21 protein-coding genes and 1 tRNA gene are annotated in these 23,268 nt (G+C 63.9%); 13 read left to right on the plus strand and 9 right to left on the minus strand.

Going from position 1 to position 23,268, the window contains the following annotated elements:
• Nucleotides 1-2: 2 nt before the first annotated feature.
• From V3314_RS07585 to V3314_RS07620, 8 genes are all read left to right on the plus strand, one after another.
• The gene (locus tag V3314_RS07585) at nucleotides 3-1,388 is read left to right on the plus strand and encodes an aspartate aminotransferase family protein (protein ID WP_338460102.1); all 1,386 of its coding nucleotides are present in this window, start codon (nucleotides 3-5) and stop codon (nucleotides 1,386-1,388) included.
• A gap of 125 nt (nucleotides 1,389-1,513) precedes the next feature.
• The gene (gene ycaC / locus V3314_RS07590; protein ID WP_010951959.1) at nucleotides 1,514-2,134 is read left to right on the plus strand and encodes an isochorismate family cysteine hydrolase YcaC; all 621 of its coding nucleotides are present in this window, start codon (nucleotides 1,514-1,516) and stop codon (nucleotides 2,132-2,134) included.
• Nucleotides 2,135-2,363: 229 nt separating this feature from the next.
• Nucleotides 2,364-3,182: a polyphosphate kinase 2 gene (ppk2, locus tag V3314_RS07595; protein WP_046616002.1), complete on the plus strand. Its 819-nt coding sequence runs from the start codon at nucleotides 2,364-2,366 to the stop codon at nucleotides 3,180-3,182.
• Nucleotides 3,183-3,217: 35 nt separating this feature from the next.
• On the plus strand, nucleotides 3,218-4,414 hold the full coding sequence (locus tag V3314_RS07600) for a monovalent cation:proton antiporter-2 (CPA2) family protein (protein ID WP_046616003.1): 1,197 nt from the start codon (nucleotides 3,218-3,220) through the stop codon (nucleotides 4,412-4,414).
• A gap of 39 nt (nucleotides 4,415-4,453) precedes the next feature.
• Nucleotides 4,454-5,551 carry an AI-2E family transporter gene (locus V3314_RS07605; RefSeq protein WP_046616004.1) on the plus strand — a complete coding sequence of 366 codons (1,098 nt, stop codon included), beginning with the start codon at nucleotides 4,454-4,456 and terminating at the stop codon, nucleotides 5,549-5,551.
• 13 nt (nucleotides 5,552-5,564) lie between these two features.
• Entirely contained in the window at nucleotides 5,565-7,085 is a 1,521-nt protein-coding gene (locus V3314_RS07610) for a TolC family protein (RefSeq protein ID WP_338460103.1), read from the plus strand.
• Nucleotides 7,082-8,179: an HlyD family secretion protein gene (locus V3314_RS07615; protein WP_338460104.1), complete on the plus strand. Its 1,098-nt coding sequence runs from the start codon at nucleotides 7,082-7,084 to the stop codon at nucleotides 8,177-8,179. Before V3314_RS07610 ends, V3314_RS07615 begins: the two co-directional genes overlap by 4 nt.
• Entirely contained in the window at nucleotides 8,169-9,179 is a 1,011-nt protein-coding gene (locus tag V3314_RS07620; protein ID WP_284385779.1) for a DUF2955 domain-containing protein, read from the plus strand. Before V3314_RS07615 ends, V3314_RS07620 begins: the two co-directional genes overlap by 11 nt.
• A gap of 118 nt (nucleotides 9,180-9,297) precedes the next feature.
• Here V3314_RS07620 and sulP read toward each other — a convergent pair whose 3' ends face one another.
• From sulP to V3314_RS07665, 9 genes are all read right to left on the minus strand, one after another.
• A complete protein-coding gene (sulP, locus tag V3314_RS07625; protein WP_338460105.1) occupies nucleotides 9,298-11,010 on the minus strand; it encodes a sulfate permease in 1,713 nt (570 codons plus the stop codon).
• A 304-nt stretch (nucleotides 11,011-11,314) separates the two neighbouring features.
• Nucleotides 11,315-12,415 (minus strand): redox-regulated ATPase YchF, encoded by a 1,101-nt coding sequence (ychF, locus tag V3314_RS07630; protein WP_013970895.1) that lies wholly within the window; start codon nucleotides 12,413-12,415, stop codon nucleotides 11,315-11,317.
• A gap of 24 nt (nucleotides 12,416-12,439) precedes the next feature.
• The gene (gene pth, locus V3314_RS07635; RefSeq protein ID WP_008099045.1) at nucleotides 12,440-13,024 is read right to left on the minus strand and encodes an aminoacyl-tRNA hydrolase; all 585 of its coding nucleotides are present in this window, start codon (nucleotides 13,022-13,024) and stop codon (nucleotides 12,440-12,442) included.
• A gap of 79 nt (nucleotides 13,025-13,103) precedes the next feature.
• Nucleotides 13,104-13,697 (minus strand): 50S ribosomal protein L25/general stress protein Ctc, encoded by a 594-nt coding sequence (locus tag V3314_RS07640; protein ID WP_013970896.1) that lies wholly within the window; start codon nucleotides 13,695-13,697, stop codon nucleotides 13,104-13,106.
• A gap of 121 nt (nucleotides 13,698-13,818) precedes the next feature.
• Nucleotides 13,819-14,760: a ribose-phosphate pyrophosphokinase gene (locus V3314_RS07645; RefSeq protein WP_003247410.1), complete on the minus strand. Its 942-nt coding sequence runs from the start codon at nucleotides 14,758-14,760 to the stop codon at nucleotides 13,819-13,821.
• A 47-nt stretch (nucleotides 14,761-14,807) separates the two neighbouring features.
• Nucleotides 14,808-14,882, minus strand: a tRNA-Gln gene (locus tag V3314_RS07650).
• Between the two features lie 20 nt (nucleotides 14,883-14,902).
• Entirely contained in the window at nucleotides 14,903-15,763 is an 861-nt protein-coding gene (gene ispE, locus V3314_RS07655) for a 4-(cytidine 5'-diphospho)-2-C-methyl-D-erythritol kinase (protein WP_085601909.1), read from the minus strand.
• 3 nt (nucleotides 15,764-15,766) lie between these two features.
• On the minus strand, nucleotides 15,767-16,384 hold the full coding sequence (lolB, locus tag V3314_RS07660; RefSeq protein ID WP_046616010.1) for a lipoprotein insertase outer membrane protein LolB: 618 nt from the start codon (nucleotides 16,382-16,384) through the stop codon (nucleotides 15,767-15,769).
• A gap of 4 nt (nucleotides 16,385-16,388) precedes the next feature.
• Nucleotides 16,389-18,110, minus strand: coding sequence for a tetratricopeptide repeat protein (locus tag V3314_RS07665; protein WP_108480144.1), 1,722 nt, complete (start codon nucleotides 18,108-18,110; stop codon nucleotides 16,389-16,391).
• A gap of 382 nt (nucleotides 18,111-18,492) precedes the next feature.
• Here V3314_RS07665 and hemA point away from each other — a divergent pair, with 382 nt between their 5' ends.
• The 5 genes from hemA to murI are packed head-to-tail and all read left to right on the plus strand — an operon-like array spanning nucleotide 18,493 to nucleotide 23,218.
• Nucleotides 18,493-19,770, plus strand: coding sequence for a glutamyl-tRNA reductase (gene hemA, locus V3314_RS07670; protein ID WP_025337683.1), 1,278 nt, complete (start codon nucleotides 18,493-18,495; stop codon nucleotides 19,768-19,770).
• Nucleotides 19,767-20,849: a peptide chain release factor 1 gene (prfA, locus tag V3314_RS07675; protein WP_013970909.1), complete on the plus strand. Its 1,083-nt coding sequence runs from the start codon at nucleotides 19,767-19,769 to the stop codon at nucleotides 20,847-20,849. The genes hemA and prfA overlap by 4 nt, the downstream gene beginning before the upstream one ends.
• The gene (gene prmC, locus V3314_RS07680; protein WP_085601912.1) at nucleotides 20,849-21,679 is read left to right on the plus strand and encodes a peptide chain release factor N(5)-glutamine methyltransferase; all 831 of its coding nucleotides are present in this window, start codon (nucleotides 20,849-20,851) and stop codon (nucleotides 21,677-21,679) included. Before prfA ends, prmC begins: the two co-directional genes overlap by 1 nt.
• Nucleotides 21,673-22,428 carry a molybdopterin-synthase adenylyltransferase MoeB gene (locus V3314_RS07685; RefSeq protein ID WP_085601913.1) on the plus strand — a complete coding sequence of 252 codons (756 nt, stop codon included), beginning with the start codon at nucleotides 21,673-21,675 and terminating at the stop codon, nucleotides 22,426-22,428. The genes prmC and V3314_RS07685 overlap by 7 nt, the downstream gene beginning before the upstream one ends.
• Entirely contained in the window at nucleotides 22,421-23,218 is a 798-nt protein-coding gene (gene murI / locus V3314_RS07690; protein WP_046616014.1) for a glutamate racemase, read from the plus strand. The genes V3314_RS07685 and murI overlap by 8 nt, the downstream gene beginning before the upstream one ends.
• Nucleotides 23,219-23,268 lie beyond the last annotated feature (50 nt).

A 23,268-nucleotide genomic window follows, 5' to 3' on the forward strand; every position in this document is an offset into this window, starting at 1 on the left:
CCATGAGCCAAGAATTCAGCCAGCTGTTCGAACAGGACCGCGCCCACTTCATGCACCCCTCGACCCACGCCCATGACCACGCCAGCGGCGCGCTCAAGGGCCGGATCATCATCGGTGCCGAGGGCATCCGCCTGCGTGACCATGAAGGCCGCGAACTGATCGATGCCTTCGCCGGCCTTTACTGCGTGAACATCGGTTACGGGCGTACCGAGGTCGCTGACGCCATCCATCGCCAGGCCAAGGAGCTGGCGTATTACCACACCTACGTCGGCCACTCGACCGAGGCGATCATCGAGCTTTCCAGCCGCATCATCGACTGGGCGCCGGCCGGGATGAAAAAGGTCTATTACGGCCTGTCGGGTTCCGATGCCAACGAGACCCAGGTCAAGCTGGTGCGCTACTACAACAACATCCTCGGCCGCCCACTCAAGAAGAAGATCATCTCTCGCGACCGCGGCTATCACGGCTCGGGCATCATGACCGGCAGCCTTACCGGCCTGCCCAGCTTCCATCAGCATTTCGACCTGCCGGTGGAAGGCGTCAAGCATACGGTCTGCCCGCACTGGTACCGCAAGGCACCGGCCGGCATGGATGAGCAGGCCTTCGTGCGCTATTGCGCCGACGAACTGGAGCAACTGATCCTGGCCGAAGGGCCCGATACCGTCGCCGCGTTCATTGGCGAGCCGCTGATGGGCACCGGTGGCATCATCGTGCCGCCCAAGGGCTACTGGAAGGCTATCCAGGCCGTGCTCGAGCGCTACGACGTGCTGTTGATCGCCGACGAAGTGGTGTGCGCCTTCGGCCGCCTGGGCTCGAAGATGGGCAGCCAGCGCTACGACATTCGCCCGGACCTGATCACCACGGCCAAGGGCCTGACCAGCGCCTATGCGCCCCTGTCGGCCGTGATCGTTGGCGAGAAGGTGTGGAACGTGATCGAAGAAGGCTCGCAGAAGGCCGGCCCCATGGGCCACGGTTGGACCTACTCCGGGCACCCGATCTGCGCGGCGGCGGCGCTGGCCAACCTGGATATTCTCGAGCGCGAGAACCTGACCGAGAACGCCGAAGTGGTGGGGGCTTACCTGAACCGGCGCATGCGCGAAACCTTCGAAGGCCACCCGCTGGTGGGTGAAGTACGGGGTGACGGCATGCTTTGCGCAGTCGAGTTCATGGCCGATCGCGAGGCGCGCACGGCGTTCGACCCGGCGTTGAAAGTCGGGCCACAGGTGTCGGCAGCGTGCCTTGAGCGCGGGATGATCGCCCGGGCCATGCCGCATGGTGACATTCTCGGCTTTGCACCGCCGTTGGTGCTGAACCAGGAGGATGCCGAGAAGATCGTCGCCATCACCAAGGCGGCGGTCGATGAGGTGGCTGGCAAGGTGCTCGGCTGAGTATTGCAGGGGCCGCCATGCGGCCCCATCGCCGGCCTCGGCAGGCGAACCGACTGACGGTCCCATCCACCTTTCATCCTTGCCTACGCTGATATTCCCAACCCGCTGAAGCAAGGAGAACCGTCATGGCCTTTCAATACAAGCGTCTGGACAAGAACAACGCCGCCGTGCTGCTGGTCGATCACCAGACCGGCCTGCTCTCGCTGGTAAGGGACATAGACCCCGACCGCTTCAAGAACAACGTCCTGGCCCTGTCGGACCTGGCCAAGTACTTCAAGCTGCCGACCATTCTCACCACCAGTTTCGAGACGGGCCCCAACGGCCCGCTGGTGCCCGAACTGAAAGAGCAGTTCCCCGACGCCCCGTACATCGCCCGGCCTGGCAACATCAACGCCTGGGACAACGAGGACTTCGTCAAGGCCGTCAAGGCCACCGGCAAGAAGCAGTTGCTGATCGCCGGCGTGGTGACCGAAGTGTGCGTGGCCTTCCCGGCACTGTCGGCGCTGGAGGAGGGCTTCGAGGTATTCGTCGTCACCGATGCCTCCGGCACCTTCAACGAACTGACTCGTGACTCGGCCTGGCGGCGCATGGAGGCCGCCGGGGCGCAACTGATGACCTGGTTCGGCGTGGCCTGCGAGCTGCATCGTGACTGGCGCAACGATATCGAAGGGCTGGGAACCCTTTTCTCCAACCATATTCCGGACTACCGCAACCTGATGACCAGCTACAACAAACTGGCCAAGTAATCTGGCCACGAAGGCATCGCATACCCTGTGGGAGCGGGTTCACCCGCGAATGCGTCGGTAGCTTCAATGACGCATTCGCGGGTAAACCCGCTCCCACACCCTCCCCGGAACACCCATAAGCACCCGCAGAATCAATGAGATAGAAGCAAGCCAGCGAAATCCACAAGCGAAGCGGCAAACTGCCATGGATCGACCATACTGACTCTTCATTCGCCCTCAGGAGAGTGCCATGTCGAAGTCGTCCAGGAAGAAAGACCCCAAGGACCAGCCGGAGAAACTGGGCGGCAAGGCGTACGAGAAGGAACTCAAGCAGCTGCATGTGGAACTGGTGAAGCTGCAGGAGTGGGTGGTGGCCAAGGGCCTGAAGGTGTGCATTGTCTTCGAGGGCCGCGATGGCGCCGGCAAGGGCGGTACCATCAAGGCCATTACCGAGCGCGTCAGCCCGCGAGTATTCCGCGTGGTGGCGCTGCCGGCACCGACCGAGCGGGAAAAGACCCAGATGTATGTGCAACGCTACCTGGGCCACCTGCCTGCCGCAGGCGAGGTAGTGATCTTCGACCGCAGCTGGTACAACCGCGCCGGTGTCGAGCGGGTGATGGGCTTCTGCAGCGAAGAACAGAGCAGCAAGTTTCTCACCGTGGTGCCGCTGTTCGAAAAGATGATGGTCGAGTCGGGGATCATCCTCATCAAGTACTGGCTGGAGGTCAGCGCCGAAGAGCAGACCCGCCGCCTGCAGGACCGCATCAACGATGGCCGCAAGCTGTGGAAGCTGTCGCCGATGGACCTCAAGTCGTACACCCGCTGGGATGAATACACCCGGGCCCGCGACGACATGTTCGCCGCCTCCGATTCGTCCTGGGCGCCGTGGTTCATGGCCCATTCCAACGACAAGCGCCGTGCCCGGCTGAATATCATCAGCCATCTGCTGACGCGCATCCCCTACAAGGACATCACCAGCGACGGGCAGGTGAAATTGCCCAAGCGCGGCAAGATCGGCAAATACAAGGCGGTCAACTACCCATTCAAAGTCGTCGAAGAGCGTTTCTGATCTTTCCCCGCGGGGATCAGCGAGGGTGCGAGCCTATGCCACATGACGGCAGCCTGTTGCAGGCGACGGTGGTGTTCCTGCTGGCCGTGGTGCTTCTTGTACCGCTGGCGCAGCGTTTGAAAATGGGGGCGGTGCCCGGCTACCTGCTGGCGGGCATCCTGATAGGGCCATCGGTATTTGGCTTGCTGAACAACCCGGATAACGTGGCACGCCTGTCGGAGATGGGTGTGGTGATGCTGCTGTTCGTCATCGGCCTGGAGCTGTCGCCACGGCGTTTGTGGAGCATGCGCCGGGCGCTGTTTGGCGTCGGCTCGCTACAAGTGGGCCTGAGCGCTGCGGTGCTTGGCCTGCTGGCGTACTGGCTGTTCGGCCAGTCGAAGCCGGCTGCCATCGTGCTGGGCCTGGGCCTCGCGCTGTCGTCCACCGCGTTTGGCCTGCAGGTACTGGCCGAGCGCAAGGACCTGGGCAAGCCACACGGCCGCCTGGCCGTGGCGATCCTGCTGTTCCAGGACATTGCCGCGATCCCGTTGATTGCCGTGGTGCCGCTGCTCGGCGGTGATGTCAGCACCGCCGACGAAGGTGCCTGGCCGGTGCTGGCGGTGGTGGTTGGCATAGGTGTGCTGATCATCTTTGGCCGCTACCTGTTGACTCCTGTCTTCAAGTGGACAGTCGGTTCGGGCCTGCCCGAGCTGTCGACCGCTACCGCCTTGCTGGTGGTGCTGGGCACCGCCTGGGTGATGGAGCACGTGGGTGTGTCGATGGCGCTGGGGGCATTTCTGGCGGGTGTATTGATGGCCGAGTCGCCTTTCCGCCACGAACTGGAAACCCAGATCGAGCCCATCAAGGGTTTGCTGCTGGGGCTGTTCTTCGTTGGCGTGGGGATGAGCGCCGACCTGCGCCTGCTGTTTGGCATGCCGTTGGTGGTGCTGGGGCTGACCCTGCTGCTGGTGGTCATCAAGTTGCCGCTGCTATATGGCCTGGGCCGCATGGCGGGTGGGCTCAACCAGGCCCAGGCGTTGTGCCTGGGTGTGGTGCTGGCGTCTGGTGGCGAGTTTGCCTTCGTGGTGTTCAAGCTGGCGCTGGACCATCAGGTGCTGGCGCAGCAGGTGCATGACCTGCTGGTGCTGGCCATCACCTTGTCGATGGCGGTAGTGCCATTGGTAATGATGGCGCTGGCGCGGCAGTTGCGTGACGACAGCCCCTCGCAGGCAACCCCTGAAGCGGGCCACTGAATCGCGCCACATGGCGCACCTGGAGTTCGGAGGTGAAGCATGCAACCGGGTATCAAGCTGGACAGCCGCCTGTCGCGGGGCTTGCTCGATGTGCTCATCAAAGCCGGCCTGGTGGCTGCGCTGGTGGTTTTCGCCTTCCAGACGTTCCAGCCGTTTCTGGAGCTGATGCTGTGGTCGGTGATCCTGGCGGTGACCTTGTACCCGTTATATTGCCGCATCCAGCGCCGCACAGGGCTCAAGGACGGGCTTTCGGCGACGCTGGTCGTTCTGCTGGTACTGGTCGTGCTGCTGGTGCCGATCTACCTGGTTGTGATGTCCATCGGCGAGTCGGTAGACAGCCTGGTGACGCTGCTCAAGAGCGGGGCCTGGACCGTGCCCGCACCTCCCGATTCGGTGGCTGCCTGGCCGCTGATCGGGCCGAAGGTGCATGCCCTGTGGCTGGCAGCCTCGGAAAACATGGCCGGTGTGCTGAACCAGTGGATGCCCCAGCTCAAGGGTGCCGGGCGCACGGTGCTGGGGGCGGCGGCCAGCGCAGGCGGCGCGTTCCTGTTGTTCATTGCGGCGATCATCGTCTCGGGCATCATCATGGCGTTCGGTGACCGCGGCGAAATCGCGGCGCAGCGTATAGCCATGCGGGTGTCGGGCGAGGAGCGCGGCAAGCCACTGGCCAAACTGTGCACCGCCACCATTCGCGCGGTGGCTCAGGGTGTGATCGGCATCGCATTCATCCAGATGCTGCTGATCGGTGTCGGCTTCGTCATCAAAGGGGTGCCGGGGGCCGGGATGCTGGCCATCGTCATCCTCATGCTGGGGATTGCCCAGGCACCGGCCACGTTGATCACGGTGCCGGTGATAATCTACGTATTCAATGTCGAAGGTTTTACCGTGGCGACCATCATCTTCGCCATCTATACCTTCGTCGCCGGGCTTGCCGACAACGTGCTCAAGCCGCTGCTGCTGGGGCGCGGGGTGGACGTGCCGATGCCGGTGGTGCTGATCGGGGCGCTGGGCGGCATGGTGGTCAAAGGCATCATCGGCCTGTTCCTCGGCCCGGTTATCCTTGGCGTTACCTATGTACTGTTCTGGCAATGGGTGGCGCTGCAGGTGCCGGAAAACCCCGTCGAGCCGTCGGCGTGAGCCAGGGCCTGCCATGCCCGGACGCCTCTGTGGTTGTGCACTGAGCCTGGCTGCCACGTTGGTGGGCTGTACCCAGGTCGGTCCCGATTTCCAGCCGCCCCAAGACCCGTGGCTGAGCACCTGGAACACCCCGCTGCTGGAGCAGGCCGGGCAGCAGGCCGCGGCGCCCGACCTGCGCCAGTGGTGGGCCGTGTTCGCCGACTCGGCCCTGGACGCCTTGATCACCGAGGCCGATGCCAACAACAGCAACCTGCGCGTGGCCGGCTTGCGCATTGCCGAAGCCCGCGCCCAGTTGGCCATCGTGCAGACCGGGCGTTATCCACAGCTGCAGCAGCTGCGCGCCCAGAGCCTGTACCTGAAACAGGACCAGTCCGGCACTTCCACCGCCCGCGATTCGGTGTTCTGGCAATCCAGCGCGGGCTTCGACATCGGCTGGGAAATCGACTTCTGGGGGCGCTTCAGCCGCGCCATCGAAAGCGCCGACGCCGCCTACTTCGCCTCACAGGCCAATTACGCCGATGCCATGCTGCTGTTGCGTGCGCAGGTGGCTGACACCTACTTTGCCCTGCGCACCGCCGAGGCGCGGCTGGATATCGCCGAAGAAAACGCCCGCCGCCAGGCGCGTAGCCTGGAGATAACCGAGCGGCTGTTCCGTCATGGCGAAAACGACGAACTCGACTGGCAACAGGCGCGCACCCAGTACCTGGCTACTCAGGCCACCATCCCCGAGTTCCAGAACCAGCTCAATGCCCTGCGCAATGTGCTGTGCTCGCTATTGGGCCGGCCGCCCGGGCCGCTGCCACAGCTGGATGCCGGCCACGGCCAGTTGCCGTTGCCGGACCGTGCCGTGCTGCAGGGCGTGCCCGCCAGCCTGCTGCAGCGTCGCCCGGACATCCGCGCCGCCGAGCAGGCGGTGGCGGCGCAGTCGGCGCTGGTCGGGGTGGCCGAGGCCGACCTTTATCCACAGCTGAGCCTGCTGGGCAGCATCGGCTGGAGCTTCGTCACGGCCAATCACCTGCCCGACACCTTCGACATCGCCGCCGGGCCCAGCCTGATCTGGAACCCGTTCGACTACGGCCGGCGCAAGAACGCCGTGCGCGTGGAAGATGCCCGCTTGCAGCAGCTGATCGAGCTGTATCACCAGGGCGTGCGCGAAGCCGCCCGCGAGGCCGACGATGCCGCCAGCGGGCTGGTGCGTTCGTTGCAGAGCGCAAGCATCCGCGACCAGGCCTCGCAGGCCGCGCAGCGCTCGCTGAACCTGGCCAGCTCGCAGTACCGCGAAGGCTTTGCCGACTTCCAGCGCGTGCTCGACGCCCAGCAACTGCTGTTGCAGCAACAGGACGGCTACCTGGTCAGCCGGGGCAATGCCGTCAGCAGCCTGGTGACGTTGTACAAGGCGCTCGGCGGCGGCTGGGACGCCAGTCGCGCACCGATCGACCCGGCCACCCGCAAGCAGATGCAGCAACGCACCGACTGGGGCGAACTGCTCGACGAGCCACCCCCCAGCGCACATGCACAAGGTGAAACGAAATGAGCGACGCCATGCCGACGCCCCCCCCGCCAGCCGCCGATCGCGGCATGCGCTGGGTGCTGCTGCTGATTGCCGTGAGCCTGCTGTGGTACCTGCTGGCCGACCGTTTCACGCCTTATACCCAGCAGGCCCGCCTGCAGGCTTACGTGGTGCCGGTGAGTGCCGAGGTGGCCGGGCAGGTGAAGCGTGTGGCGGTAGGCAACAACCAGGAAGTACGCAAGGGCGATGTGCTGTTCGAACTGGACCAGGAACAGTACCGCATCGCCCTGGCCCGCGCCGAAGCCGACCTGGACGCGGTACGCCGGCAGATCGGCGCCCACACCGCTGGCATCGACTCGGCCCAGGCGGCGCTGGTGGCGGCCCAGGCCAACGAGCGCAAGGCGCGGCAGGACGCCGAGCGGCTCAAGCGCCTGATCGATGAGGACCCGGGCACGGTTTCGGTGCGCCGCCTTGAGGGCGCCCAGGCCAGCCGCGACCAGGCCATCAGCCAGGTGGCGGCAGCCCGTGCCGAAGTGGAGCGGGCCCGTGAGCAGCAGGGCGGGGCGCAGGACGACAACGCCCAACTGCGCAGTGCGGCGGCCAATGTGGAAAAAGCCCGGCTGGACCTGGCGCGCACCATTGTACGCGCCGATGCAAACGGGCTGATCACGGACCTGCGCACTGACGTTGGCCACTACGTCGGCGCCGGCAGCCCGATGATGACCCTGATCGCCATCCATGACGTGTGGATAAGTGCCGACATGACCGAGAACAACCTCGGTCGGCTGCGCCCTGAAACCCCGGTGCTGGTAGTGCTCGATGCGCTGCCCGGCACGGTGTTGAAGGGGCGCATTCGCAGCATCGGCTACGGCGTGAGTGTGGGCCAGAGTACCCCGCCGGGCACGTTGCCGACAGTGCAGAACAGCCGCGAGTGGCTGCGCTCTGCGCAGCGCTTCCCGGTGATCGTCGAACTGGAGCGTGACCAGTTGCAGGACAAGAGCGGATTGCGGGTCGGCGGCCAGGCCGAAGTCATGGCCCTGCCAAGCGAGGGCAACCCATTGAACCTGCTGGGCCGGCTGTTCATGTGGCTGATGAGCTGGCTGTCGTATGCCTATTGAGTTGCGCCGCCTGCGCGCCCTGCGCCTGGCCTGGGGCGTGGCGCTGTGCGTGGCGGTGAGTTTCGGCATCGGCCTGCCGGTGCCGATTCTGGCGCCGGTGTTCGCGGTGCTGTTGCTGGCCATGCGCAGCCAGCCTTTGCCCCTGCGTGCGGCACCGGCTCTGGCGGTGCTGGTGCTGCTTGCTTGCGGCAGCGGGCTGCTGCTGATTCCGCTGCTGCGCCATGCCCCGGTGAGTGGAGTGTTGCTGGTAGGGGTAGGGGTCTTCCTGACCTTGCGTTATGCGCTGAAAGGGGGCAACGGCCTGCTGGCCAATTTGCTGGTGATCGGCCTGACCATGATCGCTGCCGCCGGCACCAGCGACTTCAGCCTGGCACTGTCTGTGGTCGAAGCGCTGGCCAAAGGCATGCTGCTGGCGGTGCTGGGTACCGCGGCAGCGCATGTGCTGTTTCCAGAGCCGGCTGATGCGCCGGCGCAACCGGCACCGCCTCTGCTCGACAGTGATCAGGTGAGCTGGGTCGCCTTGCGTGCCACGCTGATCGTCATGCCGGCCTTCTTGCTGGCGCTGATTGCCCCGGACCAGTACATGCCGCTGATCATGAAGGCAGTGAGCCTGGGGCAGCAGGCCGGCGAGACCCGCGCGCGGCATGCCAGCCGCGAGCTGATCGGCTCGACCTTGCTGGCCGGGTTGCTGGCGATACTGACGTGGGGCGCGTTGAGCCTGTTCGTGCACCTGTGGATGTTTTTCCTGTGGGTGCTGCTTTTCGTCCTTTGGCAGGGGCGCAAGCTCTACCGTGCGGTTGATACCAGGCAAAGCCCGGCTTACTGGGTGAGTTGCCTGACGACCATGCTGATCTTGCTGGGGCAGTCGGTGCAGGACAGCGCGGGCGGGCAGGATGTGTACCGCGCCTTTGCCGTGCGCATGGCGCTGTTTCTGGCGGTGTCGGTGTACGCTAGCGCCATGCTCATATGGATTGATCGGCGGCGGGTTCGGACTGTTTAGCTCTTCTGTACTGGCCTCTTCGCGGGCACGCCCGCTCCCACAGGGATCGCACAAACTTCAAGGTTGTCGTTGTACCTGTGGGAGCGGGCGTGCCCGCGAAGAGGCCAGCAGGGAAAACCTAGGGCTTCCAGTCAACCCCACTCTCTTCCAGGTAGGCATCCACCGCTGCCCCAACAGTGGGATGAAACGCCGACTCTCCCATATGCTCGAACAACTCGAACTGCCGCATCTTGTCCTTTACCGGGTCCTTCATCTCGGCAAACTGCAACTCCACCCCCCGGGCCTCCAGTGCCCGGTCCAGTTCGGCGAGCATGTCCGCCGAGGTGATATCGATGCTGGTCACCGGCTCTGCCGCGATCACCAGCCGTTGTACCGGGGTAGGCGATGCATCTACCGCCGCCATCACCGTGCCCTGGAACTGCTCGGCATTGGCAAAGAACAGCGGCGCATCCCAACGCAGCAGCACCAGCCCCGGAATGCGTCGGGCCTGTGGATAACGCTGCACATCATGGTAACCGCGGGTGCCATCTACCCGCCCCAGCACTGCATGATGCGGCCGCCAGCCGTCCCACAGGAACTCGATCACCGATATCGCCACGGCAATGCAGATACCGGGAATGGCCCCGAATACCGCCACACCGACGAAGCAGGTGAACGACAGCCAGAACTCCCATTGCTGCATGCGGAAGATGCGCTTGAGGTCGGCGAACTCGAACAGGCCCAACGCTGCGGCAATCACCACTGCCGCCAGGGCGCTGTTGGGCAGGTGTTGCATCAGGTTGGGCGTCACCAGCAGCAACAGCGTCACCGCCAGCGCGCCGATGATGCCGGTGAGCTGGGTCTGCGAGCCGGCCGCTTCGGCCACGGGAGTGCGTGACGAGCTGCTGCTGATGGGGATGCCCTGGAACAGCCCCGAGGCCAGGTTGGCCACGCCCAGGCCGAACATTTCCTGATTGGGGTTGACCGGGGTCTTCATGCGCGCGGCGTAGGAACGTGACAGCACGCTGGTATCGGCGAACGACACCAGTGCCACCGCGATGCCGCCGAGCAGCACCTCCACCAGGTCGATATCGCTGACCCAGGGGAACACGAAGCTGGGCAGCCCCTGGGGCAGTTCGCCGAGTACTTTAACGCCTTGCTGGTCGAGCCCCAGCAGGCTCACCGCCAGCGTGGCCAGCACCACAGCAATGAGAATGCCCGGCAGGCGCTTGAACGGCTTGAGCAGCAGAATCAGCGCCAGGCTACCGCCGCCGACCACGAAGCTTGGCCAATGGCCCTGGCCGGCGAGCAAGGCCTGGATCAGGTTCCAGGTATCTCGCAGCGGGCCCTGGCTGTCGACCGACAGGCCGAACAGTTTGGGCAACTGGCTGATCAGCACCGTGAGGGCGATGCCGTTCATGTAGCCATAGCGGATCGGCTTGGACAGCAACTCTGTGATGAAGCCCAGGCGCAGCAAACCGGCGATCACGCAGAACGCCCCGGCCACCAGGGCCATCATGCTGGCGATGGCGATTGCCCGTTGCGGGTCGCTGGCGGCGTACTGCACCACCACCGCCAGGATCGGCGCGGCCAGCGCCGAATCCGGGCCTAGCACCAGGATGCGGCTGGGGCCGAACAGTGCATAGGCCAGCAGCGGGATGATGGTGGCGTACAGGCCGTAGATGCCGGGTACGCCAGACGCTTCGGCATAGGCGATGCCCACCGGCACCAGCATGGTGGTGAGCACCAGGCCTGCGGCGATGTCTTTGGGCAGCCAGGCGGGTTGGTAATGAAGCAGGGTGACCAGGCCGGGTAACCAGCGTTGCCAGTCGAGGCGAGGTTTTTCAGGCATGGGCGTGCGTCCAGGGGAGGGTGCTGAATCACAGCTTAGATGCTGAATTTCGGGGCCGCTTTGCGGCCCTATCGCGACACAAGGCCGCTCCTGCAGGTTTGATGCGATGTCCAGAAAATGCGCGGTACCTGTAGGAGCGGGCATGCCCGCGAACACCGGCGCAGCCGGTGCCATCCACTGCGTTGGATTCTTCGCGGCTAAAGCCGCCCCCACAGGGGGCGCGTGCCGCTTGCCAGATGCCAGAAAAAACAAAACCCCTTGAGGCGTTGGCCTCAAGGGGTTTGCGGGTACTGCAGTCTGGCGCTTAGACGTTGAAGCGGAAGTGCATCACGTCACCGTCCTTGACGATGTAGTCCTTGCCTTCCAAACGCCATTTACCGGCTTCCTTGGCACCGCTCTCACCCTTGAACTGGATGAAGTCGTCATAGGCCACCACTTCAGCGCGGATGAAGCCTTTTTCGAAGTCGGTGTGGATCACGCCAGCGGCTTGTGGTGCAGTGGCACCGACGCGCACGGTCCAGGCGCGTACTTCCTGCACGCCGGCAGTGAAGTAGGTCTGCAGGTTCAGCAGCTCGTAACCCGCGCGGATAACGCGGTTCAGGCCAGGCTCTTCCAGGCCCAGGGCCTCGAGGAACATGTCCTTCTCTTCGCCATCTTCCAGCTCGGCGATTTCCGCTTCGATCTTGTTGCACACCGGCACAACCACCGCGCCTTCTTCCTCGGCGATGGCCTTGACCACGTCCAGGTGCGGGTTGTTGTCGAAGCCGTCTTCGGCCACGTTGGCGATGTACATGACCGGCTTGCTGGTCAGCAGGTGGAAGCCGCGGATGACCGCCTTGTCTTCGGCGCTCATGTTCTTCATCAGGCTGCGCGCAGGCTTGCCTTCGGTGAAATGCGGGATCAATTGCTCGAGGATGGCCTTCTGCGCCAGGGCTTCCTTGTCGCCGCCCTTGGCGTTGCGGGCAACCTTCTGCAGCTGCTTCTCGCAGCTGTCGAGGTCAGCGAAGATCAGTTCGAGGTCGATGATCTCGATGTCACGCTTGGGGTCGACGCTGTTGGAAACGTGGATCACGTTCTCGTCTTCGAAGCAGCGCACCACGTGGGCAATGGCGTCGGTCTCGCGGATGTTGGCGAGGAACTTGTTGCCCAGGCCTTCGCCTTTCGAGGCACCAGCCACCAGGCCGGCGATGTCGACGAACTCCATGGTGGTCGGCAAGATGCGGTTTGGCTTGACGATCTCAGCCAGTGCATTCAAGCGCGCATCGGGCATCGGCACGATGCCGCTGTTAGGCTCGATGGTGCAGAAGGGGAAGTTCTCCGCCGCGATGCCAGACTTGGTCAGGGCGTTGAACAGGGTGGACTTGCCGACGTTGGGCAGGCCGACGATGCCGCAATTGAAACCCATGGGTATTCCCCTCTCTAAAGGAAATCAGGCCTTCTGGCTGTGCAGCTCGCGCATCGCCTTGGCGAAGTCGCCGGCAAGCACGTCCGGCAGCACGCCGAGGGCAAAATCGATGCTGGCGTCGAGCTTCTCCTGCTCGGCGCGCGGCGCGCGGCCCAGGACGAAGTTGGAGACCAGTTTGGCGTCGCCCGGGTGGCCGATGCCAAGCCGCAGGCGGTGGAAGTCGTTCTGGTTGCCGAGCTGCGCGATGATGTCGCGCAGGCCGTTGTGCCCACCATGGCCACCGCCGCGCTTGAGCTTGGCGACGCCTGGGGGCAGGTCGAGTTCGTCATGCGCCACCAGGATCGCTTCCGGCTTGATGCGGAAGAAATTGGCCAAGGCCGCCACGGACTGGCCGCTACGGTTCATGTAGGTGGTGGGGATGAGCAGACGAACGTCGTTGCCCTGATGGCTGAACTTAGCCGTCAGGCCGAAATACTTGCGGTCAGCGGTCAACGAGACGCGCTGGGCGCTGGCAATGCGTTCAACGAAAAGAGCCCCTGCGTTATGCCGGGTCTGTTCGTATTCGGGGCCGGGGTTACCCAGGCCGACGATCAACTGGATGGCGGTCACGTCAGGGGCTCTTCCTTGGAGTTGGTGGGTTACAGGGCGCGCGGCACTGTAACCCGATCAACGCCGGCGTGCGAGTGGATTACTCGGCAGCGCCTTCTGCTTCTGGAGCAACGCGTGGAGCGTGAACGTTGGCAACAGCTTTGTCATCACCGTGGGCCAGAGCTACGAACTCTACGCCTTTCGGAGCTTTCAGGTCCGACAGGTGGATGATGGTGCCGATTTCAGCGTTGGCCAGGTCGACTTCGATGAACTCAGGCAGGTCTTTGGCTTCGCAGGAAACTTCGATCTCGGCTTCTACGTGGGAGATCTCGCCGCCTTTCTTGACCGGGGCTTCTTCGTTGATGAAGTGAACCGGTACCTTGGCGGTCAGTTTCTGGCCAGCAACGACGCGAACGAAGTCGGCGTGCATGATGAAACCTTTTGCCGGGTGGCGCTGCAGAGCCTTGACCACGACGTTTTGCTTGGCGCCGTCGACGTTCAGTTCCAGAACGTGGCTGAAGGCAGCCTCGTTTTCGAACAGTTTGGTGATTTCCTTGGCCAGGATGGTCAGGGACTGGGCGTCCTGGTTACCACCGTAGACAACGGCTGGGATGTTCGCGGAGTGACGCAGGCGGCGGCTCGCACCTTTCCCCAGGTCAGTACGCGCTTGGGCGTTCAGAGTGAATTCGGTCATTTTGTTTCTCCAAAATAGCCCCCCGAGGGCGTTTGCGACCAGCGCCAACGGGGATGGCAAAAAAGCCCCGCCCCAACAACCAGTGTTGGGGCGGGGCGCTTTTCGTCAGCGTGTGTTCCGCTTAGCGGAACATCGCGCTGATCGATTCTTCGTTGCTGATGCGGCGGACCGCTTCAGCGACAACCGGTGCGATATCCAGCTGGCGGATACGGTCACAGGCTTGAGCAGCGGCGGACAGCGGAACGGTGTTGGTCACCACCAGCTCGTCCAGAACCGACTTCTCGATGTTCTCGATCGCGCGGCCCGACAGGACAGGGTGCGTGCAGTAGGCGTAAACCTTTGCAGCGCCGTGTTCTTTCAGGGCTTTGGCCGCGTGGCACAGGGTGCCGGCGGTGTCGACCATGTCGTCTACCAGGATGCAGGTGCGCCCTTCGACGTCGCCGATGATATGCATGACCTCGGAGTGGTTAGCCTTCTCGCGGCGCTTGTCGATGATACCCAGGTCGACGCCCAGGGACTTGGCGACGGCACGTGCGCGCACGACACCACCGATGTCCGGGGAGACGATCATCAGGTTCTCGAAACGCTGGTCCTCGATATCGTCGACCAGTACGGGCGAGCCGTAGATGTTGTCGACTGGGATATCGAAGAAACCCTGGATCTGGTCAGCGTGCAGGTCGACGGTGAGTACACGGTCGATACCTACGACAGTGAGCATGTCAGCGACGACTTTGGCGCTGATGGCTACACGTGCCGAACGCGGACGGCGGTCCTGGCGGGCGTATCCGAAGTAAGGAATCACGGCGGTGATTCGGGATGCTGAGGAGCGGCGGAAGGCGTCGGCCATCACTACCAGTTCCATCAGGTTATCGTTGGTCGGGGCGCAGGTCGGCTGAATAATGAAGACGTCTTTACCGCGGACATTCTCATTGATCTCAGTGCTGATCTCGCCGTCGGAGAATTTACCGACAGAGACGTCACCGAGAGGGATATGCAGCTGACGTACGACACGCCGAGCCAGATCGGGGTTGGCATTCCCCGTAAAGACCATCATCTTGGACACGCGCAGTACCTGAAGGCTGAGGGTAACCTGGATGAGTATAAGGAAAATGGCAGGGGCGGCTGGATTCGAACCAACGCATGGCAGGATCAAAACCTGCTGCCTTACCGCTTGGCGACGCCCCTGTATCTGTTGCTGCGAACGCTTATGCGCTCGACTTCTTGACCAGACTTTGCAGCTTGCGATGCAACATCGAAACGTTGCTTCCTTTCGCCACAAACCCTGTTTGGGTCGCTGAAAGAAGGGCCAGAACTTTATCAGCTTCGGCTTTGCTTGGGAAGGCCCCAAACACACAACTTCCAGTACCGGTCAGTCGAGCCTCAGTGAATTTACCCAGTGAATTCAACGCATTGCGAACTTCCGGGTAACTCTGCTCTACCACCGGTTGGCAGTCATTTCGACTGTTTCCCTCGGGAACGGGGCGCATCTTAAGGGGGAGTGAATCACGTGTCAACTGTGGATGTGAAAAAATTTCTACTGTGCTGACAGACACTTGCGGCACCAGCACGACATACCACGGCTCGTCCGGGTCGACCGGGGTCAGTTGTTCACCCACGCCCTGGGCGAACGCCGCGTGGCCGCGCACGAATACCGGTACGTCGGCGCCCAGGCTCAGGCCCAGTGTGGCCAGGCGGTCTTCGTCCCAGTCCAGTTGCCACAGGTGGGCGAGGGCCAACAGGGTAGTGGCGGCATCCGAGCTGCCACCGCCGATGCCGCCGCCCATGGGTAGCACCTTGCTCAGCCAGATGTCGGCGCCCATCGTCGTGCCGGATTGTTCCTGCAGTTTGCGCGCGGCACGCACGATCAGGTTGCTGTCGTGCGGCACCGCCTCGACCTCGGTATGCAGGCGGATCACACCGTCGTCACGCACGGCAAAGCTCAGTTCGTCGCCGTGATCGAGAAACTGGAACACGGTTTCCAGCTCGTGATAGCCGTCCGCGCGGCGGCCGATGATGTGCAGCCACAGGTTGAGCTTGGCCGGGGCGGGCAGGGTAAGGGTTTGCATGTATCAGTGCCCCAGCTGGCGCGGCTGCCAGTCCTTGACCACCAGGGTCACGTCGAGGTCCTTGCCGTGCAGCTTCAGCCGCTCGGGCAGCCAGTAGCCGTTCTGTTCGGTGTAGCTCAGGTACTGCACCTGCCAGCCATCCTGGTCGAGGCTGGCCAGGCGGCTATCGCCGTCCAGGGTCAGCTTGCTCTTGCTGTCGGGGGCGGGCAGGCCGCGTACCCACCAGACCAGGTGCGAGACCGGCAACTGCCAGCCCAGCTGTTCTTCCAGCAGTGCTTCGGGGCTGGGGGCCTCGTAGCGGCCCTGGTTGGCCACTTCCAGTACCACGCCGCCGGGGCGGCCGGTCAGGCGTGCGGCGCCACGGCCCAACGGGCCGGCCAGGCGAATGTCGTAGTAGTCCTGGCGTTGCAGCCAGAACAGTGTGCCGCTGCCGGAGTCGCGCGGGGCGCGGATACCGACCTTGCCGTTGATCTGCCAGCCATCGAGGCTGCTCAGCTGCTCTTTATGGGCGCGCCACTGCTGCGGGTCGCCGTGGCCTTGCAGGGCCTCGCGGCTACCGAAGCCGGCGCAGCCGGCCAGCAGGGCGATCAGTGTGAAGGTAATGCAATGGCGCAGGAACATGGCGTTAGAGAGTCTCGGATCCGGTCAGGCGCAGGATGGTCTTGCGCAGGATGGGGCTGTCGGCCTGGGCTTCGAAGCCCTTGGCCCAGACCTGGCGGGCTTCGCGGCGCTTGCCGTTGGCCCATAGCACTTCGCCCAGATGGGCGGCTACTTCGTGGTCGGGGAAGCTGGCAAAGGCCTTGCGCAGGTAGGTTTCAGCCTCGTCGAGCTTGCCCAGGCGGTAATTGACCCAGCCCATGCTGTCGAGCACCGCCGGGTCGTCCGGAGTCAGCTGATGGGCCTTTTCGATCAGCGCCCTGGCTTCGCTGTAACGGGTGGTGCGGTCGGCCAGGGTGTAGCCGAGCGCGTTCAGGGCCATGGCGTTTTCCGGTTCGCGGGCGATGATGGCACGCAGGTCTTTTTCCATCTGCGGCAGGTCATCACGCTTTTCGGCCAGCATGGCGCGGGTGTACAGCAAGTTGAGGTCGTCCGGGTAGCGCTGTATGGCTTGCTGCAGCACCTGGCTGGCCTGGGCGTCCTTGTTGTTGTTGCTGTAGCTTTCCGATTCGATCAGGAATAGCTGGATGGCGTAGTCCGGCTGGGCTTCGCGGGCATCGGCGAGCAGGCGTGAGGCTTCGGTACCACGGCCGTTGGCGATCAGGATGTCGGCCTGGCGCAGTTGCGCCGGCAGGTAGTCGGGGCCCGGGCCGACCAGGGCGTATTCACGCAGGGCGCCTGCGGGGTCGTGGCGCTCCTCGCGGATGCGGCCCAGGTTCAGGTGTGCGGCGTCGACGTTGCTGTCGCGTTCGATCAGCTCCTGCAGGTAGCCCTCGGCTTCATCCCAGTCCTTGTTTTCGAGGCACACCAAGGCCAGCGAATAGCGCAGTTCGTCGTCCTCGGGGTATTGCTGGACCAGGCTGAGGAACTCGCCCTTGGCATCGGCGATGCGGTCCTGTTCGACCAGGGTGCGGGCGTAGGTCAGACGCAGGCGCTTGTCGTCCGGGTTGTCGCGAATCGCCCCGCGCAGCAGTGGAAGGGCCTCCGGGCCACGGTTCAGGGCTTGCAGCAGGCGCGCGCGCAGCAGGATCGGGGCGACTTCGCCGTTTTGTGGCGGGTGCGACTCGAGCAGTTCCAAGGCTTCTTCGGCCTTGCCGTCCTGGTTCAGCAGCAGGGCCTTGCCGAACACCAGCTGGTTGTTGTCCGGGTACTTCACCAGCAGGCGTTCGAAGCTTTGGAGCAGGCCGTCGCGGGTGCTCTGGTCGGTTTCGGCGGCGGACAGGGCGAGGAAATCGAAATGGGTGTCGCCCTGGCCCTGCAGTACCTTTTCCATGTATGTCATGGAGTCGTCATAGCGGCCGGCACGGGCAAGCTGGATGGCGGCGGCGCGCTGGGCGTCGAGGTTCTGCGGGTCGTTGCGGGCCCAGACCAGGGCATTGTCCAGTGCCGGTTCGTCGGCACCGAGGTATTCGGCAATGCGGTAGGCGCGTTCGGAAACCCCCGGGTCCTGGGTTTTCGCAGCCTGGTCGGTGTAGTTGGCCAAGGCGATGTCGAAGCGGTTGCGCTGGCCGGCCAGCTCCGCCACCAGCAGGCTATAGAGCGTGTCCTGCTTGAACGAGCCATACACCACGGGCTTTTCCGCCTCGCTCTTGCCGGCCTCGGCGACGGGAGGCTCGGCCTTTTGCGGGGCCAGGCTCTGGCAGCCCTGGAGCAGGGCGAAGGCAAGCAGCAATGCGTATGGTTTGTTCATAGAAGGCTTTAAGAGGACTCACCGGCGGTCGGAGCATGATGACACAAGCGCGTGGGCAAACCCACCTGCGAAGGTATGAAGCTGCGCTTCGCTTATGCAGACCGCGCTGTGCCCGCGCGGTTCGCCGCAGAGCCTGCCACGGCGCCGATAACACAGAATTATTGCTCTTGCTCTTGCTCTTGCTCTTGCTCTTGCTTCTAAGCGCGCGAAGATCAAGATCAAAAGCCAGATCAAAAGCGGGAGTGTGAGCTGAAGTTGCCGCTGATGCTGGCCTGGAGCCGGCGATAGCCGCACGACTATCAGCGCAATAGCGAACGGTGGTTGTCCTGAAACCTGCGAAAGAGGACAATTATCGGCTTCCCGTCACAACCAGCGACCTTGCATGGCCTTTCTTGCACTTGGTATCAACCATAAGACTGCCTCGGTAGACGTACGCGAGCGCGTGGCGTTTACCCCAGAGCAGCTGGTAGACGCCCTGCAGCAGCTCTGCCGACTGACATCCAGCCGCGAAGCGGCGATTCTGTCGACCTGCAACCGTAGCGAGCTCTACATCGAGCAGGACCACCTGTCCGCCGATGTCGTGCTGCAATGGCTCGCCGACTACCACCGCCTCAGCCTGGACGAGCTGCGCGCGAGCGCCTACGTGCACGAAGAGCACGAGGCCGTGAAGCACATGATGCGGGTGGCCTCGGGCCTGGACTCGCTTGTGCTCGGCGAGCCGCAGATCCTCGGCCAGATGAAGTCCGCCTACGCTGTGGCGCGTGAGGCTGGCACCGTCGGCCCATTGCTCGGGCGCCTGTTCCAGGCCACTTTCAGCGCCGCCAAGCAGGTGCGCACCGACACGGCCATCGGTGAAAACCCGGTGTCGGTGGCGTTTGCCGCAGTCAGCCTGGCCAAGCAGATCTTCAGCGACCTGGGCCGCAGCCAGGCCCTGCTGATCGGTGCCGGCGAAACCATCACCCTGGTCGCGCGCCACCTGCATGAGCAGGGCGTGCGCCGCATCGTCGTGGCCAACCGTACCCTGGAGCGGGCCAGCATCCTGGCCGAGCAGTTCGGTGCGCACGCCGTTCTGCTGGCCGACATCCCTCAGGAACTGGCCAACAGCGACATCGTCATCAGCTCCACCGCCAGCCAGTTGCCTATCCTTGGCAAGGGGGCGGTCGAGAGTGCGCTGAAGCAGCGCCGGCACAAGCCGATTTTCATGGTCGACATTGCCGTACCGCGCGATATCGAAACCGAAGTCGGCGAACTGGACGATGTCTACCTGTACACTGTCGATGACCTGCACGACGTGGTGGCGGAAAACCTCAAAAGTCGCCAGGGCGCGGCCCAGGCCGCCGAAGAGCTGGTGTCGGTGGGGGCTGAAGACTTCATGCTGCGCCTGCGCGAACTGGCCGCGGTGGATGTGCTCAAGGCCTATCGCCAGCAAAGCGAGCGCCTGCGCGACGAAGAACTGCAAAAGGCTCAGCGACTGCTGGCCAACGGCGGCAACCCCGAAGACGTACTGGCCCAACTGGCCCGGGGGCTGACCAACAAACTCCTGCACGCGCCCAGCGTGCAATTGAAAAGGCTCTCGGCCGAGGGCCGCCTCGATGCGCTGGCCATGGCCCAGGAACTCTTTGCCCTCAACGAGGGCTCGACGGACAAATCCCCGCAATGAAAGCGTCGCTGCTGAACAAACTGGAAATCCTCCAGGACCGCTTCGAAGAACTCACCGCACTGCTCGGTGATGCCGAGGTCATTTCCGACCAGACGCGCTTTCGCGCCTATTCCCGTGAATACGCGGAAGTCGAGCCGGTCTACGCTGCTTATAAAGAGTGGCGCAAAGTCCAGGACGACCTCGAAGGTGCCCAGGCGCTGCTCAAGGATAGTGACCCGGACCTTCGTGAAATGGCCGTGGAAGAAGTGCGTGAAGCCAAGGAACAACTGCTGACGCTGGAGTCGCAACTGCAACGCATGCTGTTGCCCAAGGACCCCAACGACGGCCGCAACGTGTTCCTCGAAATCCGTGCCGGCACCGGTGGCGACGAGGCGGCAATCTTCTCCGGCGACCTGTTTCGCATGTATTCGCGCTACGCCGAAAAGCGTGGCTGGCGCCTGGAAATTCTATCCGAGAACGAAGGCGAGCACGGCGGCTACAAGGAAATCATCGCCCGCGTCGAAGGTGAGAGCGTGTACGGCAAGCTCAAGTTCGAGTCCGGCGCGCACCGCGTACAGCGCGTGCCCGAGACCGAATCCCAGGGCCGTATCCACACCTCCGCGTGCACCGTGGCAGTACTGCCCGAGCCGGACGAACAGGCGGCCATCGAGATCAACCCTGCCGACCTGCGCGTGGACACTTACCGCGCATCCGGTGCTGGCGGCCAGCACGTCAACAAGACCGATTCGGCGATCCGTATCACCCACTTGCCCACCGGTATCGTGGTCGAGTGCCAGGAAGAGCGCTCGCAGCACAAGAACCGTGCCCGCGCCATGTCCTGGCTGTCGGCCAAGCTCAACGACATGCAGACCAGCGCCGCGCAGAACGCCATCGCCACCGAGCGCAAGCTGCTGGTCGGCTCGGGTGACCGTTCCGAGCGTATCCGTACGTACAATTATCCACAGGGCCGGGTGACCGACCACCGCATCAACCTGACCCTGTACTCGCTGGACGACATCCTCGCCGGCGGCGTGGAGGCGGTGATCGAACCGCTGCTGGCCGAATACCAGGCCGATCAACTGGCCGCCCTGGGGGACTGATGACCATCATCGCCAGCCTGCTGCGCAACGCGCAGTTGCCAGAATCGCCCACCGAACGGCTGGATGCCGAGCTGCTGTTGGCTGCGGCCATCGGCAAGTCGCGCAGCTACCTGCACACCTGGCCCGAGCGAATCGTCAGCAGCGAAGATGCCGAGACCTATGCCGGCTACCTGCAGCGCCGCCGTGGCGGCGAACCGGTTGCCTACATTCTCGGGCTGCAGGGCTTCTGGAAGATCGACCTGGAGGTGGCGCCGCATACCCTGATCCCGCGGCCGGATACCGAGCTGCTGGTCGAAGCCGCGCTTGAACTGCAACCTGCCACACCGGCCAAGATCCTTGACCTGGGCACCGGCACCGGCGCGATTGCCCTGGCCCTGGCCAGCGATCGCCCGGCCTGGCAGGTAACCGCAGTGGACCGTGTGGAGGAGGCCGCCGCCCTGGCCGAGCGCAACCGCCAGCGCCTGGGCCTGGCGAACGCCCAGGTACGGCTCAGCCACTGGTTCGACAGCCTGGCCGGCGAGCGCTTCGACTTGATTGTCAGCAATCCGCCCTACATCGCCGCCGCAGACCCGCACCTGGTCGCCGGTGATGTACGTTTCGAACCCAGCAGCGCGCTGGTGGCCGGTGCCGATGGCCTGGACGACCTGCGGGTAATCGCTGCCCAGGCCCCGGAGCACCTGGTGCCGGGCGGCTGGTTACTGCTGGAACACGGCTACGATCAGGCAGCGGCGGTGCGTGCCTTGCTGGCTGAACAAGGCTTCATCGAGGTCGCCAGCCGCACGGACCTGGGCGGCCATGAACGCATTACCCTGGGGCGCCTGCCATGCTGAGTGATCAGGAACTGCTGCGGTACAGCCGGCAGGTATTGCTGGCCCAGATCGACATCGATGGCCAGTTGCGGCTCAAGCAGAGCAAGGCGCTCATCGTCGGGCTCGGTGGCCTTGGCTCGCCAGTCGCCTTGTACCTGGCCGCTGCCGGGGTGGGTGAGCTGCACCTGGCCGACTTCGACACCGTCGACCTGACCAACCTGCAACGCCAGGTGATCCACGACAGTTCCAGCGTCGGCATGAGCAAGGTCGATTCGGCCTTGCAGCGCTTGCAGGCGATCAACCCGGAAATCAGCCTGGTTGCACATCGCCAGGCTCTGGACGAGGACTCGCTGGCGGCCGCTGTGGCAGCGGTCGACCTGGTGCTGGACTGCTCTGACAATTTTGGTACCCGCGAGGCGGTCAATGCCGCCTGTGTCGCGGCTGGCAAGCCGCTGGTCAGCGGTGCGGCGATCCGCCTGGAAGGGCAGTTGTCAGTATTCGACCCGCGGCGTGATTACAGCCCTTGCTACCACTGCCTGTACGGCCATGGCAGCGAAGCCGAACTGACCTGCAGCGAAGCCGGCGTGATCGGCCCGCTGGTGGGCCTGGTGGGCAGCCTGCAGGCGCTGGAGGCGATGAAGCTGCTGGCCGGGTTCGGCGAGCCACTGGTTGGCCGCCTGCTGCTGATCGATGCTTTGGGCACTCGTATCCGCGAACTGCGGGTCAAGCGCGACCCGGCCTGTGCGGTCTGTGGCAAGCGCGATGGCTGAGCGTTCGGCGCCGGTCGGCGTGATGGACTCCGGGGTCGGCGGCTTGTCGGTACTCGCCGAGATTCAGCGCCTGCTGCCCAACGAGACGCTGCTTTACGTGGCCGATTGCGGCCACATACCTTACGGCGAAAAGTCGCCAGACTATATCCGTGAGCGTCTCCGACGCATTGCTGCGTTCTTCCATGAACAGGGCGCAAAGGCCATGGTACTGGCCTGCAATACCGCTACAGTGGCGGCGGTGGCCGACCTGCGCGAGTTGTACCCGACCTGGCCGCTGGTGGGCATGGAGCCGGCAGTAAAACCCGCTGCCGCCGCCACGCGCTCGGGCGTGGTCGGTGTGCTGGCCACCACCGGTACCCTGCAGAGCGCCAAGTTCGCCGCCTTGCTCGACCGCTTTGCCAATGACGTGCAGGTCATCACCCAACCTTGCCCGGGGCTGGTCGAGCTGATCGAGACCGGCGACCTTACCAGCCCGGCGCTGCGCCAGTTGCTGCAAGGTTATGTGCAGCCGTTGCTGGCCGCTGGCTGCGACACGCTGATCCTTGGATGCACCCATTACCCCTTCCTGCGCCCGTTACTGGCCGAAATGGTGCCAGCCGATGTTGCCATCATCGACACCGGTGCCGCAGTGGCGCGCCAACTGCAGCGGCTGCTGGGCGCGGATGACCTGCTGGCCGATGGGCCGGCCCGGGAGACCCGCTTCTGGACCAGTGCCGATCCGCAATCTCTTAGAAAGATCCTACCTTTGCTGTGGCATAAGTCGGACAGTGTGCATAGCTTTTCATTGTGAAAAAAACGTGAAAAGAAGCTGAACTATCGTACCACTGCCGTTTTCTATCG

Source organism: Pseudomonas sp. TE3-3-F2023, assembly GCF_036784815.1.
GTDB classification, from domain to species: domain Bacteria; phylum Pseudomonadota; class Gammaproteobacteria; order Pseudomonadales; family Pseudomonadaceae; genus Aquipseudomonas; species Aquipseudomonas pudica.

Bases quoted from the DNA above. Each gene is read 5' to 3' on its own strand.
- V3314_RS07585 (WP_338460102.1), top strand. From the start codon at position 3: ATGAGCCAAGAATTCAGCCAGCTGTTCGAACAGGACCGCGCCCACTTC.
- ycaC (WP_010951959.1), top strand. From the start codon at position 1,514: ATGGCCTTTCAATACAAGCGTCTGGACAAGAACAACGCCGCCGTGCTG.
- ppk2 (WP_046616002.1), top strand. From the start codon at position 2,364: ATGTCGAAGTCGTCCAGGAAGAAAGACCCCAAGGACCAGCCGGAGAAA.
- V3314_RS07600 (WP_046616003.1), top strand. From the start codon at position 3,218: ATGCCACATGACGGCAGCCTGTTGCAGGCGACGGTGGTGTTCCTGCTG.
- V3314_RS07605 (WP_046616004.1), top strand. From the start codon at position 4,454: ATGCAACCGGGTATCAAGCTGGACAGCCGCCTGTCGCGGGGCTTGCTC.
- V3314_RS07610 (WP_338460103.1), top strand. From the start codon at position 5,565: ATGCCCGGACGCCTCTGTGGTTGTGCACTGAGCCTGGCTGCCACGTTG.
- V3314_RS07615 (WP_338460104.1), top strand. From the start codon at position 7,082: ATGAGCGACGCCATGCCGACGCCCCCCCCGCCAGCCGCCGATCGCGGC.
- V3314_RS07620 (WP_284385779.1), top strand. From the start codon at position 8,169: ATGCCTATTGAGTTGCGCCGCCTGCGCGCCCTGCGCCTGGCCTGGGGC.
- sulP (WP_338460105.1), bottom strand. From the start codon at position 11,010: ATGCCTGAAAAACCTCGCCTCGACTGGCAACGCTGGTTACCCGGCCTG.
- ychF (WP_013970895.1), bottom strand. From the start codon at position 12,415: ATGGGTTTCAATTGCGGCATCGTCGGCCTGCCCAACGTCGGCAAGTCC.
- V3314_RS07640 (WP_013970896.1), bottom strand. From the start codon at position 13,697: ATGACCGAATTCACTCTGAACGCCCAAGCGCGTACTGACCTGGGGAAA.
- ispE (WP_085601909.1), bottom strand. From the start codon at position 15,763: ATGCAAACCCTTACCCTGCCCGCCCCGGCCAAGCTCAACCTGTGGCTG.
- lolB (WP_046616010.1), bottom strand. From the start codon at position 16,384: ATGTTCCTGCGCCATTGCATTACCTTCACACTGATCGCCCTGCTGGCC.
- V3314_RS07665 (WP_108480144.1), bottom strand. From the start codon at position 18,110: ATGAACAAACCATACGCATTGCTGCTTGCCTTCGCCCTGCTCCAGGGC.
- hemA (WP_025337683.1), top strand. From the start codon at position 18,493: ATGGCCTTTCTTGCACTTGGTATCAACCATAAGACTGCCTCGGTAGAC.
- prfA (WP_013970909.1), top strand. From the start codon at position 19,767: ATGAAAGCGTCGCTGCTGAACAAACTGGAAATCCTCCAGGACCGCTTC.
- prmC (WP_085601912.1), top strand. From the start codon at position 20,849: ATGACCATCATCGCCAGCCTGCTGCGCAACGCGCAGTTGCCAGAATCG.
- V3314_RS07685 (WP_085601913.1), top strand. From the start codon at position 21,673: ATGCTGAGTGATCAGGAACTGCTGCGGTACAGCCGGCAGGTATTGCTG.
- murI (WP_046616014.1), top strand. From the start codon at position 22,421: ATGGCTGAGCGTTCGGCGCCGGTCGGCGTGATGGACTCCGGGGTCGGC.